Origin of the sequence: Streptomyces griseoviridis, assembly GCF_005222485.1 — a bacterium.
In the GTDB taxonomy this organism is placed as follows: domain Bacteria; phylum Actinomycetota; class Actinomycetes; order Streptomycetales; family Streptomycetaceae; genus Streptomyces; species Streptomyces hintoniae.
The window spans coordinates 6,071,818-6,089,434 of record NZ_CP029078.1 but is presented as its reverse complement, the minus strand read 5'-3'; the positions used below and the strand labels follow the sequence as shown (position 1 = coordinate 6,089,434).

Here is a 17,617-nt window from a genome sequence, read left to right as displayed (position 1 = left end):
ACGTCACCCGCCCTTTTTCCGGCTCGTCCCCCGAGCCGTGGGAGGCTGACAGGTGTCCAGCGCAGCCGAGCGGGAGGCGGTGGCCGAGCAGCGGACCGCCCCGGTCGTCGTGACGGAGGCGGCCCCGCGCGGGACGCCGGGCGTGCCGGTGCGGCCGGGTGCGCCGACCCCGTTGGGCGCCCGGTTCCGGGCCGGGCCCGACGGCGTGCCGGGCACCAACTTCGCGCTCTGGGCCGGGGGCGCGGAGGCCGTGGAGCTGTGCCTCTTCGACGAGGGCGGCCGGGAGACCCGCGCGCCGCTGACCGAACTGACGCACGAGATCTGGCACGGCTTCGTCCCCGGGGTGCTGCCGGGCCAGCGCTACGGCTACCGGGTGCACGGGCGCTGGGACCCGTGGACCGGCGGCCGCTGGAACCCGGCGAAGCTGCTCCTCGACCCGTACGCGCGGGCCGTCGACGGCGACTTCGCGCTGCCGCCCGAGGTGTACGGGCACGTCAGGGACTGGCCGCAGCAGCACGTCGCCGACACCGTGCGCGACGAACGGGACTCCGCGCCCTTCGTCCCCAAGGGCGTCGTCGTCCACGACGACGACGACTGGGCCGACGACCACCGCCCCAAGACGCCGTGGGCCGACTCCGTCATCTACGAGCTGCACGTCAAGGGCTTCACCCGGGCCCACCCGGGGGTGCCCGAGGAACTGCGCGGCACCTACGCCGGGTTGGCGCACCCGGCGGCCGTCGAGCATCTGACGCGGCTCGGGGTGACGGCGGTGGAGCTGCTGCCGGTGCACCAGTTCGCGCACGAGGACCATCTGCTGCGCCGGGGCCTGCGCAACTACTGGGGCTACAACTCGGTCGGCTACTTCGCCCCGCACGCCGGGTACGCCGCGTCGGGCACCGCGGGGCAGCAGGTCGGCGAGTTCAAGCGGATGGTGCGGGCGCTGCACGCGGCCGGCATCGAGGTGATCCTCGACGTCGTCTACAACCACACCGCCGAGGCGGGTGAACTCGGTCCGACGCTCTCCCTGAAGGGCATCGACAACCGCGGCTACTACCGGCTCCAGTCCGACGCCCGCCGCTACACCGACTACACCGGGTGCGGCAACACCCTGCACGTGGTGCGACCGCACGTGCTGCGGCTGATCACGGACTCACTGCGCTACTGGGTGACCGAGATGGGCGTCGACGGGTTCCGCTTCGACCTCGCGGCGGCGCTCGCCCGCTCCATGCACGACGTCGACATGCTGTCGCCGTTCCTCGCGGTCATCGCGCAGGACCCGGTGCTGCGCCGGGTGAAGCTGATAGCGGAACCGTGGGACGTCGGGTCGGGCGGCTACCAGGTGGGCGCCTTCCCGCCGCTGTGGACGGAGTGGAACGACCGCTACCGGGGCGCCGTCCGGGACTTCTGGCGGGGCGCGCTGCCCGATGTGCGCGACCTCGGCTACCGGCTCTCCGGCTCCAGCGACCTGTACGCGTGGGGCGGCAGGCGGCCCTACGCGTCCGTCAACTTCGTCACCGCGCACGACGGTCTCACCCTGCGCGACCTGGTGACCTACGAGCGCAAGCACAACGAGGCGAACGGCGAGGGCAACCGGGACGGCTCGGACGACAACCGGTCCTGGAACTGCGGGACGGAGGGCGAGAGCGACGACGGACGCGTCCGCGCGCTGCGCAGACGCCAGTTGCGCAACCTGCTGACCACGCTGCTGCTGTCGACGGGCGTGCCGATGCTGGTCGCGGGCGACGAGCTGGGGCGCACCCAGGGCGGCAACAACAACGCGTACTGCCAGGACAACGAGACCAGTTGGGTCGACTGGGGGCTCCTCGACGACCCCGGCTGGCAGGCCCTGTTCGACCTCACCTCGCGGCTGATCGCGCTGCGCCACCGGCATCCGGTGCTGCGCCGCCGCGCGTTCTTCTCCGGCCGGGCGCACTCGGCGGACGGGCTGCGCGACCTCGCCTGGTTCACCGCGCGCGGCGCCGAGATGACCGAACGGGACTGGTACGCGCCGGCTGCCACGCTCGGCATGTACCTCTCCGGGCGGGACATCCCCGGGCGGGACGAGCGGGGCGCGCCGATCGTCGACGACAGCTTCCTCGCGGTGCTGCACGCCGGGGACGCCCCGGCCGCGTTCGTGCTGCCGGGCCCGCCGTGGGCGCGGCGGTACGAGGTCGTCGTCGACACCTCGCGCGAGGAGCAGGCGGCGGCGCCCGGGGTGACGTACCGGGCGGGGGCGTCGATCACCGTTCCGGCGCGGGCGGTGCTGCTGCTGCGGGTGGGGTGAGGGGGCACCGGGCCGGGCGGAAACTCGGTGGGCGTTGTCGGTGCCGGTCCGTAGGCTCGCGTCTGATGTCCACTACACCCGTCGCCGCGCCCGCCCCCGGCCGTTCCGCGGTCCGCACCCTGCTGCGCCTGTGGCCCTATGTCCGGCCCGTGCGGGCCCGGCTCTCGGCCGCCGCGTTCGTCGCCGTCGTCGCCTCCTGTCTCGGCCTGGTGATCCCGCTGGTCCTGAAGTGGATGGTCGACGGCCCGGTCACCCACCGCGATCCGGCCGGGGTGTGGCTCGGCGCGCTGTTCCTGCTGCTGCTGGGGATCGCCGAGGCGCTGCTGTTCGGGCTGCGGCGGTGGCTGGTGGCCAGGCCGCTCTCCCGGGTCGAGGCGGATCTGCGGGCGGACCTGTTCGGGCGCGCGCAGCGGCTGCCGGTCGCCTTCCACGACCGCTGGTCCTCGGGGCAGTTGCTGTCCCGGGCCACCACCGATCTGATGCTGCTGCGCATGTTCCTCGCCTTCCCGTTGACGTTCCTGCTGGTCAACGGAGTGACGATCCTGGTCGGGGTGGGCATCATGCTGCTCCAGGACTGGACGCTGGGGCTGGTCATCCTGGTCCCCGCGGTGCCGGTGATGGTGATGTGCCTGGTGTTCGAGAAGCGGTACGCGGCGGTGGCGCGGCTCGCGCAGGACCAGGTCGGCGATCTGACGACGGTCGTCGAGGAGAGCGTCCTCGGCATCCGGATCATCAAGGGCTTCGGCCGCCACCGCAGCCAGGCGCGGGCGTTCCGCGAGCTGTCGGGGACGCTGCGCTCCACGGAGCTGCGCAAGGCGCGGCTGCTCGCCGCGATCTGGGGCGTCATCGTGACCCTGCCGGAACTGGCGATCGGGGCGGCGCTGGTGCTGGGCAGCGTCCGGGTCGCGGACGGCGATCTGTCGGCCGGCACCCTGGTCGCGTTCCTGTCGACGGCGCTCGCGCTGCGCTGGCCGGTGGACTCCATCGGCTTCCTGCTGGCGATGTGCCAGGAGGCGGCGACGGCCACCGAACGGTACTTCGAGGTGCTGGACGAGCGGCCCGAGTCGGCGGGCGGCGAGCGGACCCGCGCCCCGGAGAGCGGGCGGGAGGCGCGCGGGCTGCGCTTCCACGGCGTGCGGTTCCGCTACCCCGACGCCCCGCCCGGCTCGCCGCCCGTCCTGGACGGGATCGACCTGCACATCAGGCCGGGCGAGTCGATGGCGCTGGTCGGCGCGACCGGCAGCGGCAAGACCACGCTCACCGCGCTGGTGCCGCGGCTGCACGAGACGACCGAGGGGCGGATCACCCTGGACGGCGAGGACATCACCGCGCTCTCCCGCGAGGAGCTGCGCACCAGGGTCGCCGTCGCCTTCGAGGAGCCCACCCTGTTCTCGGCGACCGTCGGCGAGAACGTCCTGATGGGGGCCGACGGCGGTGCGGGCGCGGCCGAGTTGGAGCGTGCGCTCGGGGTCGCCCAGGCGGACTTCGTGCGGGCGCTGCCGCAGGGCGCCGGCACCCAGGTCGGCGAGCAGGGCCTCAGCCTGTCCGGCGGGCAGCGGCAGCGGCTGGCGCTGGCCCGCGCGGTCGTCGGCAGGCCCAGGTTCCTGATCCTGGACGACCCGCTGTCGGCGCTCGACGTGCACACCGAGGCGGCCGTGGAGGCGGCCCTGCGGGAGGTGCTGGCCGACACGACCGCGCTGATCGTCGCCCACCGCCCGTCGACGGTGCTGCTCGCCGACCGGGTCGCGCTGCTCTCCGGGGGGCGGATCGCGGCGGTCGGCACCCATCACGAACTGCTGCGCACCCACCCGGAGTACGCGTATCTGATGTCCGGGGGCGACGACCACGGTGACGGGCCGCCGCCGGCCGTCGGCGCGGGGGAAACGGAGGGCGACCGATGACATCCGCCACGACGTCGGTCCCGAAACCCGGTGACGACGAGCCGGAGGGACCCGCTCGGGGGCCGGCCCCCGAGCCCGCGGAGAGCGCTGCGGCCGTCGGGCCGCCGGCCGGTGGGCCGGGTCCCGCGGCGGGTCCCGCGGGTGCGGGCGACCCCTTCGACCAGGACGCCCTGCCCACTCCCCCGGGCGCCACGGGTGCCCTGCTGCGTTCGCTGCTCGCGCCCATGAAGGCGCGGGTCACCGTCACCGCGCTGCTGATCCTGCTCCAGCAGGCGGCGGTGCAGGCGGGCCCGCTGCTGGTGGCGTACGCGATCGACACCGCCGTCCCGGCGTTCCGGCGCGACGACCTCGGTCCGCTGACCGCGGTGGCCGTCGGGTACCTGCTGTGCGCGCTGGTGTCCGGCGGGCTCCAGTACGCGTTCTTCATCGTCTCCGCCCGCGTCAACCAGGACGTGCTGCTCGACCTGCGGGGCCGGATCTTCCGGCACGCGCAGGCGCTCAGCCTCGACTTCCACGAGCGGTACACCTCGGGCCGGCTGATCTCCCGCTCCACCACGGACGTGGAGTCCCTGCGCGAACTCCTCGACGAGGGCCTCCAGGAACTGATCACGGTCGTCCTGTCGTTCGTGTACATCTCGGCGATGCTGCTCTGGCTCGACCTCGGTCTCGGCGGGGTCGCCGTCGCCTCGTTCGGGCCGCTGTACCTGCTGGTGCGGTGGTACCGGCGGCGGGCGGGCCGGGTGTACCGGTCGCGGTCGACGGCGATCGCCTCGGTGATCGTGAAGTTCGTCGAGACGATGAACGGCATCCGCCCGGTGCGCGCGTTCCGCCGGGAGACGGTGAACGACGCCGAATTCGAGGTCCTCAACGGCCGTCTCGAACGGCGCAACGGCGACGCGCTCCTGGAGATGGCCCGGTACGTCGTCGGCTCCCGCCTGGTCGCCAACACGGCCGTCGCCGGGATCGTGCTGTGGGGCGCCTACCGGGTGGCGGACGGCACGCTGGAGCTGGGGGTGCTGGCGGCGGCGGTGCTGTACCTGCGGCGGCTGTACGACCCGATCGACCGGCTCGGCATGTTCCTCAACTCCTACCAGTCGGCGGCCGCCTCGCTGGAGAAGATCGCCGGGCTGCTGGCGCAGACGCCGTCCGTGCCGGAGCCGTCCGACCCGCGCCGGCTGCCGCCCGCGCGTGACGGCAGCCCGGGGCGCGAGGTGGTCTTCGACCGGGTGGCGTTCGGCTACCGCACGGGCGGCGAGGTGCTGCCCCGCTTCGACCTGCGCATCCCGGCCGCGCAGACGGTCGCGGTGGTCGGCTCGACCGGCGCGGGCAAGTCGACGCTGGCGAAGCTGCTCGCCCGCTTCTACGACGCGTCCGCCGGCCGGGTGCTGCTGGACGGCGTCGACCTGCGCGAGCTGTCCGGGCCCGAACTGCGGCGCGGGGTGGTGATGGTGACGCAGGAGGCGTTCCTGTTCTCCGGCACGGTCGCCGAGAACATAGCGATCGGCCGCCCGGACGCGGACCGGGAGGAGATCGAGCGGGCCGCGAAGGCGATCGGCGCCCACGACTTCATCGAGGCGCTGCCCGACGGCTACGACACCGACGTCCGCAAGCGGGGCGGCCGGATCTCCGCCGGGCAACGCCAACTCGTGGCGTTCGCACGGGCGTTGCTCGCCGACCCGGCGGTCCTCATCCTGGACGAGGCGACCAGCTCGCTCGACGTGCCCGGCGAACGGGCGGTGCAGCGCGCGATGTCGACGGTGCTCAAGGGCCGCACGGCCGTCGTCATCGCCCACCGGCTCTCCACGGTGGCCATCGCCGACCGGGTCCTGGTGATGGAGCGCGGCCGGATCGTGGAGGACGGCAGCCCGGCCGAACTCATCGCGGGCACGGGGCGGTTCGCGGACCTGCACCGGGCGTGGCGGGACAGTCTGGCGTGAGAAGCGGTGCCGGATGATCGACGCGTACGAGGACCCCGGGACGCCGGATCTGCGCGGGGGCGGGCGGTACCTGTGGTGGCTGGTGTGCCGGCAGCGGGGCCGCTCGATCGCCGGGGCGCTGCTGGGCAGCGGGTGGATGGTGCTGCTCGCGGTCTCGCCCTACCTGCTGGCACGGGCCGTCGACGGGGGGCTCGAACCCGGTGACTTCGCGGTGCTGGCCGGGTGGACGGCCGCGCTCTTCGGGGTGGGCGTCTTCAACGCCTGGCTGAGCGTCATGCGGCACCGGACGATGACCCGGGTCAGGCTCGACGCCAACTTCCGCACCGTGAAGCTGGTCGTCGGGCACGCGACCCGGCTGGGGGCCGCGCTGCCGCGCCGGGTGGGGGCCGGGGAGGTCGTCACCATCGGGGTCGGTGACGTGCAGACCATCGCGACGGCGCTGACCGTGGTCGGGCCCGGCGTCGGCGCCGTCGTCGCCTATCTGGTGGTCGCCGGGCTGCTGGTGGCCGTCTCGCCGCTGATCGCCGCCGTGGTGCTGCTCGGCATCCCGGTGATCGTCGTCCTGGTCGGGCCGCTGCTCGCGCGGCTGCAAGGGGCGGAGGGCGAGTACCGGGACCGGCAGGGGGTGCTCACCGCGCGGATCTCCGACCTCGCGGGCGGGCTGCGGGTGCTGAACGGGCTCGGCGGCAAGGACCTGGTCGCGGACGCCTTCCGGCGCGACTCACGACGGCTGCTGCGGCAGGGGTACCGGGTCGGCGCCGTCACCAGCTGGGTGCAGGCCCTCGGCGTCGGGCTGCCGACGGTGTTCCTCGCCGTGGTGACCTGGCTCGCCGCCCGGCTCGCCGCCCGGGGCGACATCACCGTCGGCGAGTTGGTGTCGGTGTACGGGTATGTGGCGGTGCTGGTGCTGCCGGTGGGGTTCTGGGTGGAGTGCGGCTACCAGATCAGCCGGGGGGTGGTCGCGGCCCGCCGGGTCGTGCGGTTCCTGAGCCTCGCGCCGATGGCGGACACCGGCACCCTGGACGCCCCCGCCGAACCGTCCGCGCTGCACGACCCGGTGTCCGGGGTGCGGGTGCGGCCGGGGCTGCTGACCGCGCTGGCCTGCGCCCGCCCGGCCGACGCGGTGGCCGTCGTGGACCGGCTCGGCCGTTATCTGCCGTCGGCGGCGACCTGGGGCCGGGTGCCGCTCGCCGACATCCGGCTGGCCCAGGTCAGGGAACGGATCCTGGTCGCCGACCACGAGGCCGACCTGTTCGGGGGCAGCTTCCGCGACCTGGTCCGCGGGCGCCGGGACCCGGCCGACGCCGACATCGAGCGGGCGGTGCGGGCGGCCGTCGCGGAGGACATCGTGCGGGGGCTGCCCGACGGACTCGACACCGTGATCGACGCGCAGGGACGCAACCTCTCCGGCGGCCAGCGCCAACGCGTGCGGCTGGTACGGGCGTTGCTCGCCGACCCCGAGGTGCTGCTGGCCGTCCAACCGACGTCGGCCCTTGACGCCCACACGGAGGCCAGGGTGGCGCGACGGCTGCGGGACGCCCGCGCCGGCCGGACGACCGTGGTGACGACGACGTCCCCGCTGGTCCTGGACCACGCGGACACCGTCCACTTCCTGGTGGACGGCAAGGTCGCCGCCACCGGCACCCACGCCCGCCTCCTCGCCACCGAACCGGGCTACCGCGCGCTGGTGGCCCGCGACGCCGACGAGCCCGCGGGAGAGGGGGTGGGGCGATGACCACCGCCGCACACCTTCCCGTCGCCCGGCCCGCCGACGTCCGCCGGGCCGTGGGCCGCCTGGTGCGCGCGGACCTCCGGGCGTTCGGGCTGGTCCTCGCGCTCAACGCGCTCGCCGCCGGCGCCGGGCTCGCCGGGCCCTGGCTGGTCGGACGGATCGTGGACGAGGTGCGGGGCGGCGCCGGGGTCGGCGCGGTCGACCGGCTCGCGCTGTGGATCCTGCTCTGCGCGCTCGGACAGCTGCTGCTCGCCCGCTGGGCGCGGTACGTGGGGCACCGGTTCGGGGAACGGGTGCTGGCGCGGGTGCGCGAGGAGTTCGTCCGGCGCACCCTGGCGCTGCCCGCGGCCACCGTCGAGCGGGCCGGCACCGGCGACCTCACCGCGCGCGGCACCGCCGACGTCACCACGGTCGGCGCCACCCTGCGGGACGCGGGACCCGAGCTGCTCATCAACTCCGCGCAGGCGCTGTTCCTGATGGGCGCGGTGTTCGCCCTCGACCCGCGGCTCGGCGCCTGCGGGCTGCTCGGCCTGGCCGGCATCTGGGCCGTCATGCGCTGGTACCTGCGCCGGGCCAGGCCCGGCTACCTCGCCGAGGGCGCCGCCACCTCCCGGATCGCGGAGATCGTCGCGACGACCGCGGCGGGCGCCCGCACGGTCGAGGCGCTGCGTCTCGGCGGGCGGCGGATCGCGGCGAGCCGGGACGCGGTGGAGGAGTCCCGCCGCACCCGCGTGTACACGCTGTTCCTGCGCACGGTGCTCTTCCCGGTGATCGAGGTCTCCTATCTGGTGCCGGTGGCGGCGGTGCTGCTGCTCGGCGGGGTCCTGCACGCGCGCGGCACGCTGAGCGTGGGCGAGGTCGTGGCGGCGGCCCTGTACCAGCAGCGGCTGGCCGGGCCGCTCGACGAGGTGCTGATGCGGATCGAGCAACTCCAGAGCAGCGGCGCCTCGTTCGCCCGGGTGGAGGGGCTGGCGCGGGCGCCGCGCGCGGTGCCCGACGGATCGGCGGAGCCGGTCGACGGCCGCGTCGACGTGTCGGGGGTGCGGTACTCCTACGAGCGGGGCGGCGAGGTGCTGCGCGGCGTGGACCTGACCGTGCGGCCAGGTGAACGGCTCGCGGTGGTGGGCCCCTCGGGCGCCGGGAAGACGACGCTGAGCCGGCTGCTCGCGGGTGTCGAGGCGCCGACCGTCGGCACGATGACGGTCGGCGGGGTGCCGGTGGTGGCGCTCGGGCCCGAGCGGTTGCGGCGGCAGGTGGTGCTGGTCACCCAGGAGCACCATGTGTTCCTCGGGAGCGTCAGGGACAATCTGCTGATCGCCGAACCGGACGCGGACGACAAGGAGTTGTGGGCGGCGCTGACGTCGGTGGGCGCCGACGACTGGGTGCGGGAGCTGGCCGAGGGGCTCGACACCCGGCTCGGCGAGGGCGGTGCGCGCACCGACGGCTCGCAGGCCCAGCAACTCGCCCTGGCCCGGGTGGTGCTGGCGGACCCGCACACGCTGATCCTCGACGAGGCGACGGCGCTGCTCGACCCGACGACCGCCCGGCACACCGAACGCGCCCTGGCCGCCGTCCTGACCGGCCGTACGGTCATCGCGATCGCGCACCGGCTGCACACCGCGCACGACGCGGACCGGGTGGCGGTGATGGAGCACGGCCTCCTCACCGAACTCGGCACGCACGAGGAGCTGGTGGCGGCGGACGGCGCGTACGCGGCCCTGTGGCGGACCTGGCACGGGGAGCCGTCGTAGGGCGAGCGGACGACGACCCGGGGCCACGGTGGGTCAAGCGGGTTGCGGGGACGGGTCGTTGGCGCGGCGGAGTGGTCCGGCGGCGGTCGGTCTTCCCGGCGGGCGGCCCTGAGCCCCTCGGCGGTTCCGCGGGGCTTTCCGGGGCGCCGTCCGCCCTCTCGCCAGATGGCGAGTCCGCATAGCGAACATGAACAACCGGACAACGAACCAATTCCGGCCAACTTCCTGACGCGCCCCTGACATACGGGGTGAACTCCTGCGACTCTTCCCACGGCCCGTTCACAGCGACCCCACAGCTTCACCCCACGGAGTACCGCCGTGCACCGGCCCGCACTGCACGCACCTGGTTCCGCGTACCGCCCGGCCGGCCCCCTCGCCGTCCGGTCTCCCCCGGCCGCGCGACCCGCGGCCACGCAGAAGGAGTCAGTGTTGAGAAGCAGTTCCTCTCGCGGACGCACCTCCCACACCGCACCCCGCCCCACCACGCACCGCCGCGCCGCCGCCGTCGCCCTCGCCGGTGTCGCCGCCCTGATCGCCACGGCCGTCCAGTCGGGCGCCGCGAACGCCGCGCCGGCCCCCGCGGCCGGGCAGACCCGCGCCACCGTCGCCCTCTCCCCCTCCCTGCGCGCCGAGTTGCTCCGTGACGCCGGCACGGCCCGCGCCGCCACCGCCCGCGACATCGGGCTCGGCGCCCAGGAGAAGCTCGTCGTCAAGGACGTCGTCAAGGACGCCGACGGCACCCTGCACACCCGCTACGACCGCACCTACGGCGGCCTTCCGGTGCTGGGCGGCGACCTGATCGTCGACACCGCCGGCTCGGGCGCCACCCTGCGGGTCGTCAAGGCGTCGACCGCGGCCCTGACCGGCGTCGACCTCACCCCCGACGTCACCGAGGCCGCCGCCGAGCGGCAGGCCGTGCGGCGGGCGCAGGCCCTCGGGGCGACCGGGGCGAGCGCCGACGCGGCGCCGCGCGCGGTGGTCTGGGCGGCGACCGGCACCCCGGTGCTGGCGTACGAGACGGTCGTCGGCGGCCTCCAGGACGACGGCACGCCGAACGAGCTGCACGTCATCACGGACGCGGCGACCGGCAAGAAGCTCTACGAGTACCAGGGCGTCAAGAACGGCACCGGCAACACCCAGTACAGCGGCCAGGTCGCGCTGACCACCACGCAGTCCGGCTCGACGTACACGCTGACCGACGGCGCGCGCGGCGGCCACAAGACGTACAACCTCAACCGGGGTTCGTCCGGCACCGGCACGCTCTTCTCGCAGACCAACGACACCTGGGGCAACGGCACCACGTCGAACGCGGCGACGGCGGGCGCGGACGCCCACTACGGCGCGGCGACCACCTGGGACTTCTACAAGAACACCTTCGGGCGCAACGGCATCAAGAACAACGGCGTCGGCGCCTACTCGCGGGTCCACTACGGCAACGCGTACGTCAACGCGTTCTGGACCGACAGCTGCTTCTGCATGACGTACGGCGACGGCAGCGGCAACGCCCGTCCGCTGACCGCGCTCGACGTGGCGGGCCACGAGATGAGCCACGGCGTCACCTCCAACACCGCGGGGCTCAACTACTCGGGCGAGTCGGGCGGGTTGAACGAGGCGACCTCCGACATCTTCGGCACCGGCGTGGAGTTCTACGCGGCGAACGCCACCGACGTCGGCGACTACCTCATCGGCGAGAAGATCAACGTCAACGGCAACGGCACGCCGCTGCGGTACATGGACAAGCCGAGCAAGGACGGCGCGTCCAAGGACAGCTGGTACTCCGGCATCGGCTCGGTCGACGTGCACTACTCCTCGGGCCCGGCCAACCACTTCTTCTACCTGCTGTCCGAGGGCAGCGGCGCGAAGACCATCAACGGGGTCAGCTACAACTCGGCGACCGCGGACGGCCTTCCGGTCACCGGCATCGGCCGGGACAAGGCGCTGGCGATCTGGTACCGGGCGCTGACCACCAAGTTCACCTCCACCACCAACTACGCGGCCGCCCGCACCGGGACCCTCGCGGCGGCGGGTGAGCTGTACGGCACCACCTCCGCCGAGTACAAGGCGGTGCAGGACGCCTGGGCGGGCGTCGCGGTGGGCGCGCGCTCCACGGCGGGCGGCGGCACGGGCACCTCGTTCGAGAACGCCACCGCGGTGTCGATTCCGGACAACGGGGCGGCCGTCACGTCGTCCGTGACGGTCACCGGACGGACCGGCAACGCCCCGTCGGCCCTTCAGGTTTCGGTCGACATCACCCACACCTACCGGGGTGACCTGGCGATCGATCTGGTGGGTCCGAGCGGGGCCGCGTACCGGCTGAAGAACGCCAGCCCGTCGGACTCGGCGGACAACGTCCAGCAGACGTTCACCGTCGACGCCTCGGCCGAAGTCGCCAACGGCACCTGGAAGTTGAAGGTCCAGGACCAGGCAGCCCAGGACACCGGTCAGCTCAACGGGTTCTCGCTGACCTTCCCGTAGGGCGCGGGGCCCGCGGGCCCGTGCCAGGGCGTCGCCCCGGCGGTTCGAATCCCCGGGGCGGCGCCCTCCCACGCCTCTGGGCGGGACCAGTTTTTTGCCAACACCATGCCGCCCGCTGGTTGGGCCTTTACGGAGGTCAAGCGGGTTCACATTCCCGCAATGTTCACTCGGACGTCGATATTCAGCCAACATCACTTCGCGGGACTGACATGTACGCGTCCTTGATGCCACTCTTCCTCACAACCGCCGCACAACCTCAAGCAACTCCCGGCCGGACGCCCCACGCCGGTCCGGACTCCCCACTCCAAGGAGCTTGTGTGACCCCCCTCTACACGCGTCACAAGCGCTCGACTCTGGCCATCGCCACCGCTGTTGCCGCCGGAGCCCTGCTCGCCACCGGTCTGACCACCGGTCCGGCCGCCGCCCAGACCCCGGCGGACACCACGGCCAAGGCCCCGCTCGCCGCGGCGCCGCTCCAACTCTCCGCCGGCGCCCGCGCCTCGCTCGTCGAGGAGCGCCAGGCCGACGCCACCGAGACCGCGCAGGAGATAGGTCTCGGCGCCAAGGAGAAGCTGGTCGTCAAGGACGTCCTCAAGGACACCGACGGCTCGGTGCACACCCGCTACGAGCGCACCTACGCGGGCCTGCCCGTGCTCGGCGGCGACCTGATCGTCCACCAGTCGGCGACCGGCGCCACCAGAGGCGTCACCAAGGCCGTCAAGGCGACCATCAAGGTCGCCTCGGTGAAGCCGCAGATCGCCGCGGCCAAGGCGGAGAAGCAGGCGCTGACCGTCGCGAAGGACGCCGGTTCGGCCGCCACCGCCGCCGACGCCGCCCCCCGCAAGGTGATCTGGGCCGGCGACGGCACCCCGGTCCTCGCCTACGAGACCGTCGTCGGCGGCCTCCAGGACGACGGCACCCCGAACCAGCTGCACGTCATCACCGACGCGGCCAGCGGCAAGAAGCTCTACGAGTACCAGGGCATCGAGACCGGCACCGGCAAGAGCCTGTACTCGGGCACCGTCACCCTCAACACCACGCTGTCGGGCTCGACGTACCAGCTGTACGACACCACGCGCGGCGGTCACAAGACCTACAACCTGGCCCGGAGCACCTCCGGCACCGGGTCCCTGTTCACCGACGCGGACGACACCTGGGGCACCGGCGCCGCCTCCAGCTCGAGCACCGACCAGACGGCCGCGGTGGACGCCGCCTACGGCGCCCAGGCCACCTGGGACTTCTACAAGAGCACCTTCGGGCGCAACGGCATCAAGAACAACGGTGTCGCCGCCTACTCCCGCGTCCACTACGGCAACGCGTACGTCAACGCGTTCTGGGACGACAGCTGCTTCTGCATGACGTACGGCGACGGCTCGTCCAACACGCACCCGCTGACCTCGCTGGACGTGGCGGGCCACGAGATGAGCCACGGCGTCACCTCCAACACCGCGGGCCTCAACTACTCGGGCGAGTCCGGCGGCCTGAACGAGGCGACCTCCGACATCTTCGGCACCGGCGTGGAGTTCTACGCCAACAACGCCTCCGACGTCGGCGACTACCTCATCGGCGAGAAGATCAACATCAACGGCAACGGCACGCCGCTGCGGTACATGGACCAGCCCAGCAAGGACGGCGCCTCCGCCAACTACTGGTCCTCGACGACGAAGAACCTGGACGTGCACTACTCGTCCGGTGTCGCCAACCACTTCTTCTACCTGCTGTCCGAGGGCAGCGGCGCGAAGACGATCAACGGCGTCAGCTACAACTCGCCCACGTACAGCGGCTCCACGGTCACCGGCATCGGCCGCGCCAAGGCGCTGCAGATCTGGTACAAGGCGCTGACGACGTACTTCACGTCGACGACGAACTACAAGTCGGCCCGCACCGGCACGCTCTCCGCCGCGGCCGCCCTGTACGGCTCGGGATCGACCGAGTACAACGCGGTGGCGTCGGCCTGGACCGCCGTCAACGTGACCTGAGCGCAAGGTAGTTGACCGAACAATGGCCCCCGGGAGGTAGCTGATCCCGGGGGCCGCCCTACTCTTGGGTGCCATGTCCTCGCCGCACTTCACGTACGAGCCGGTCGGCGCGACCCGCGACGATCCGGCCTTCTGCCCGCCCGGCTACCACTCCCTCCATGTGCGGACCCGCATCGGCGAGGGCGAGAAGGTCTTCCGCCGAGCCTCGGAGGCGGTCCTCACCTGGGAGATGCACCGCGCGATGGGCGTCGGCATGGAGACCGACGCCGACCGCGCGGCCCCCGACGTCGACGTCACCGTCACCCTGGCCGGAATCATTCGGGCCCCCTGCCGGGTGGTGTGGACCCAGGACGAGCCGCGCCGCCGCGGCTGGGCCTACGGCACCCTGGCCGGCCACCCCGAGTCCGGCGAGGAGTCCTTCACCGTCGACCGCACCGGGGACGGCACGGTCTGGCTGACGGTCGCCGCCTTCAGCCGCGGCCAGAAGTGGTACGCCCGAGCGGCGGGCCCGGCGGCCCGAGCCCTCCAGCAGGCGTACGCCCGCCGCTGCGGGGCGACCCTGCGACGGCTCTGCGCGGACCTGGCGGAGGACTGAGGGCCGGCGCCCTGACGCCGTCGGCCGGACGCCCGCCGACCGGGCGCCCGGCGCGCGCTCACCGCAGCAGCACCCCCGCCCCCGCCGCCGCGTCCTCCGTCGGTGTCGTCACCAGGCCCAGTTCGGTCGGGGAGGCGAGCAGGGGGTGGGACGGGAGGATGCGGACCGTGTAGCCGTAGGGGCCCGTGCGGTCCAGGGCCAGCGGGCCCTCGTAGAGCCAGCGGCCCTCCAGGTCGGGGGTGCCGACCGGTTTGAGGGGGGTCGCCGTCGCGTCCGTGAGGCGGTCCTCCGGGTCCACCCGGCCGGAGACCGCCTGGACCTCGACGTCCTCGGGGCCGAGGCCGGCCAGCGCGACGCGGACCCGCAGGCCGAGCGTCGAGCCGAGTTCCGCCGTCGGGGTGGCCGTCGTCGTCTCCACATGGTCGACCCGCACCCCGGGCCAGGCCGCCCGCACCCGCTCCTTCCAGCCCGCCAGCGCGCGGGCCGTGTCCGGGGTCATCACGCGGTGGGCGTGGGCGGCCGGGGTGTAGAGGCGCTCCACGTACTCCCTGACCATCCGGCCCGCCAGCACCTTGGGGCCGAGCAGGGTGAGGGTCTGGCGGACCATCTCGATCCAGCGGTCGGGCAGTCCGGTCCTGCCGCGCTCGTAGAAGCGCGGCGCGACCCGCTGCTCCAGCAGGTCGTAGAGGGCGGCCGCCTCTATGGCGTCCCTGCGGTCGGGGTCGGTGCCCGCGCCGTCCGCGGTGGGGATCGCCCAGCCGAAGTCGGGCTGGAACCACTCGTCCCACCAGCCGTCGAGGACCGACAGGTTGAGGCAGCCGTTGAGGGCGGCCTTCATGCCCGACGTGCCGCACGCCTCCAGCGGGCGCAGCGGGTTGTTGAGCCAGATGTCGCAGCCCGGGTAGAGCTTCTGCGCCATCCCCATGCCGTAGTCGGGCAGGAAGACGATCCGGTGCCGCACCCGCGGGTCGTCGGCGAACCGCACCAGCTCCTGCACCAGGCGTTTGCCGCCGTCGTCCGCCGGGTGGGCCTTGCCCGCGACCACGATCTGGATCGGCCGCTCGGGGTGCAGCAGCAGGCCCTTCAGCCGGTCGGGGTCGCTCAGCATCAGCGTCAGCCGCTTGTACGACGGGACCCTGCGGGCGAACCCGATGGTCAGGACGTCCGGGTCGAGCACCCCGTCGATCCACCCCAACTCGGCCGTGCCCGCGCCGCGTTGGCGCCAGGACACGGTCAGCCTGCGCCGTACCTCGGTCACCAGTTGCTCGCGCAGGGTGCGGCGCAGCTCCCAGATGTCGAGGTCGGGGATGTCGGCGACCGCGTCCCAGCGCTGCGAGCCGCCGACGGTGAGGGCGTCCTCGGTGCGCTGGGCGCCGACCTGCCGGGCGCCGAGCCTGAGCACCTCGGGAGCCACCCAGGTCGGCGCGTGGACGCCGTTGGTCACCGAGGTGATGGGCACCTCCTCGGCGTCGAAGCCGGGCCAGAGGCCGGCGAACATCTCCCGGCTGACCTGCCCGTGCAGCAGGGAGACGCCGTTGGCGCGCTGTCCGAGGCGCAGGCCCATCACGGCCATGTTGAAGAGGTCGGGTTCGCCTCCCGGGTAGGTCTCCCTGCCGAGCCGGAGGATCTGGCCGACGTCGATGCGCGGGAGTTCGGCGTCGGGGCCGAAGTGCCGGGCGACGAGGTCGCGGTCGAAGCGGTCGATGCCGGCCGGCACCGGGGTGTGGGTGGTGAAGACGGTGCCGGCCCGTACCGCCTCCAGGGCGGCGTCGAAGTCCAGCCCGTCGTCGGCGAGTTCGGCGATGCGTTCCAGGCCGAGGAACCCGGCGTGGCCCTCGTTGGTGTGGAAGACCTCGGGTCGCGGGTGTCCGGTGAGCCGGCAGTACGCGCGCACCGCCCGCACCCCGCCGATGCCGAGCAGCATCTCCTGGAGCAGCCGGTGTTCGCTGCCGCCGCCGTAGAGGCGGTCGGTCACCCCGCGTCCGCCGACGTCGTTCTCCTCGACGTCGGAGTCCAGCATCAGCAGCGGCACCCGGCCGACCTGGGCCAGCCAGATCCTGGCGTGCAGCTGCCGGCCGCCGGGCAGCGCGAGGGCGACCCGGGCGGGGGTGCCGTCGGCCTCTTCGAGGAGGGTGAGGGGCAGCTCGTGCGGGTCGAGGACGGGGTAGTGCTCCTGCTGCCAGCCGTCCCGGGAGAGGGTCTGGCGGAAGTAGCCGTGCCGGTAGAGCAGGCCGACCCCGATCAGCGGCACCCCGAGGTCGCTCGCGGCCTTGAGGTGGTCGCCGGCCAGGATGCCGAGGCCGCCCGAGTACTGGGGCAGGGCGGCGGTGATGCCGAACTCGGGGGAGAAGTAGGCGACGGCGGCGGGGAGTTCACCGGACTGCGCCTGGTACCAGCGCGCGCCGCGGACATAGTCGTCGAGGTCGTCGGCGGCGGCGGTCAGCCGGCGCAGGAAGCGGCGGTCCTGGGCCAGCTCGGCGAGCCGGGCCGGTGGCACGCTGCCGAGCAGCCGTACCGGGTCGCGGTCCGACGCGGCCCAGCGTTCGGGGTCGACGGAGTGGAAGAGGTCGCGGGTCTCCGCGTGCCAGGACCAGCGCAGATTGCGCGCGAGGTCGCTGAGCGGCTGGAGGGGTTCGGGCAGGACGGGTCGGACGGTGAAGCGACGGATAGCCTTCATTGCCACCTCGTCAGGCGTGCGGAAAGGGACGCACGGCGGTGTGCGTCCCGTCGTCACGGTCGACGGTATAGGCGTCCGGCCGCCCTCACCACGGCGCCGCCCGGCCGGACACCGTCCGGGACCCCGTACGACCTGCGGCACGGGCGGTGCGCGAGATGGCCGATTCCGCCCCCCGAGGCGTTCTTGTCGGGCTTCGGCGCGCACGAGAGGCTTCCCCCGTGGCGTACCGACCGGCCGCCGGGTGCCCCCGGCGACGGGGGCGTGGTCGTGTGCCGGGTCGAGGAGG

At 73.5% G+C, this 17,617-nt stretch carries 9 protein-coding genes; 8 read left to right on the top strand and 1 reads right to left on the bottom strand.

Annotated elements, in window-relative coordinates; all coding sequences use genetic code 11:
- Positions 1–52: 52 nt before the first annotated feature.
- From glgX to DDJ31_RS26390, 8 genes are all read left to right on the top strand, one after another.
- Positions 53–2,284 (top strand): glycogen debranching protein GlgX, encoded by a 2,232-nt coding sequence (gene glgX / locus DDJ31_RS26425; RefSeq protein ID WP_127177883.1) that lies wholly within the window; start codon positions 53–55, stop codon positions 2,282–2,284.
- A gap of 65 nt (positions 2,285–2,349) precedes the next feature.
- Entirely contained in the window at positions 2,350–4,185 is a 1,836-nt protein-coding gene (locus tag DDJ31_RS26420; RefSeq protein WP_127177884.1) for an ABC transporter ATP-binding protein, read from the top strand.
- Positions 4,182–6,122, top strand: coding sequence for an ABC transporter ATP-binding protein (locus DDJ31_RS26415; RefSeq protein ID WP_127177885.1), 1,941 nt, complete (start codon positions 4,182–4,184; stop codon positions 6,120–6,122). The genes DDJ31_RS26420 and DDJ31_RS26415 overlap by 4 nt, the downstream gene beginning before the upstream one ends.
- Before the next feature lie 13 nt (positions 6,123–6,135).
- Positions 6,136–7,857, top strand: a complete 1,722-nt coding sequence (locus DDJ31_RS26410) for an ABC transporter ATP-binding protein (protein WP_127177886.1) — start codon at positions 6,136–6,138, stop codon at positions 7,855–7,857.
- Positions 7,854–9,605 carry an ABC transporter ATP-binding protein gene (locus tag DDJ31_RS26405; protein ID WP_127177887.1) on the top strand — a complete coding sequence of 584 codons (1,752 nt, stop codon included), beginning with the start codon at positions 7,854–7,856 and terminating at the stop codon, positions 9,603–9,605. The genes DDJ31_RS26410 and DDJ31_RS26405 overlap by 4 nt, the downstream gene beginning before the upstream one ends.
- A gap of 429 nt (positions 9,606–10,034) precedes the next feature.
- On the top strand, positions 10,035–12,080 hold the full coding sequence (locus DDJ31_RS26400) for a M4 family metallopeptidase (RefSeq protein WP_127177888.1): 2,046 nt from the start codon (positions 10,035–10,037) through the stop codon (positions 12,078–12,080).
- 317 nt (positions 12,081–12,397) lie between these two features.
- On the top strand, positions 12,398–14,059 hold the full coding sequence (locus DDJ31_RS26395; protein ID WP_127177889.1) for a M4 family metallopeptidase: 1,662 nt from the start codon (positions 12,398–12,400) through the stop codon (positions 14,057–14,059).
- 73 nt (positions 14,060–14,132) lie between these two features.
- Positions 14,133–14,654, top strand: a complete 522-nt coding sequence (locus DDJ31_RS26390; protein WP_127177890.1) for a DUF1990 family protein — start codon at positions 14,133–14,135, stop codon at positions 14,652–14,654.
- A 58-nt stretch (positions 14,655–14,712) separates the two neighbouring features.
- On the opposite strand, the gene DDJ31_RS26385 is transcribed toward DDJ31_RS26390, so the two are convergent.
- Complete coding sequence (locus DDJ31_RS26385) at positions 14,713–17,331, bottom strand: glycosyltransferase family 1 protein (RefSeq protein ID WP_127177891.1); 2,619 nt, start codon at positions 17,329–17,331, stop codon at positions 14,713–14,715.
- Between the last annotated feature and the right edge of the window lie 286 nt (positions 17,332–17,617).

Bases quoted from the DNA above. Each gene is read 5' to 3' on its own strand.
- DDJ31_RS26420 (WP_127177884.1), top strand. From the start codon at position 2,350: ATGTCCACTACACCCGTCGCCGCGCCCGCCCCCGGCCGTTCCGCGGTC.
- DDJ31_RS26410 (WP_127177886.1), top strand. From the start codon at position 6,136: ATGATCGACGCGTACGAGGACCCCGGGACGCCGGATCTGCGCGGGGGC.
- DDJ31_RS26390 (WP_127177890.1), top strand. From the start codon at position 14,133: ATGTCCTCGCCGCACTTCACGTACGAGCCGGTCGGCGCGACCCGCGAC.
- DDJ31_RS26405 (WP_127177887.1), top strand. From the start codon at position 7,854: ATGACCACCGCCGCACACCTTCCCGTCGCCCGGCCCGCCGACGTCCGC.
- DDJ31_RS26385 (WP_127177891.1), bottom strand. From the start codon at position 17,331: ATGAAGGCTATCCGTCGCTTCACCGTCCGACCCGTCCTGCCCGAACCC.
- DDJ31_RS26415 (WP_127177885.1), top strand. From the start codon at position 4,182: ATGACATCCGCCACGACGTCGGTCCCGAAACCCGGTGACGACGAGCCG.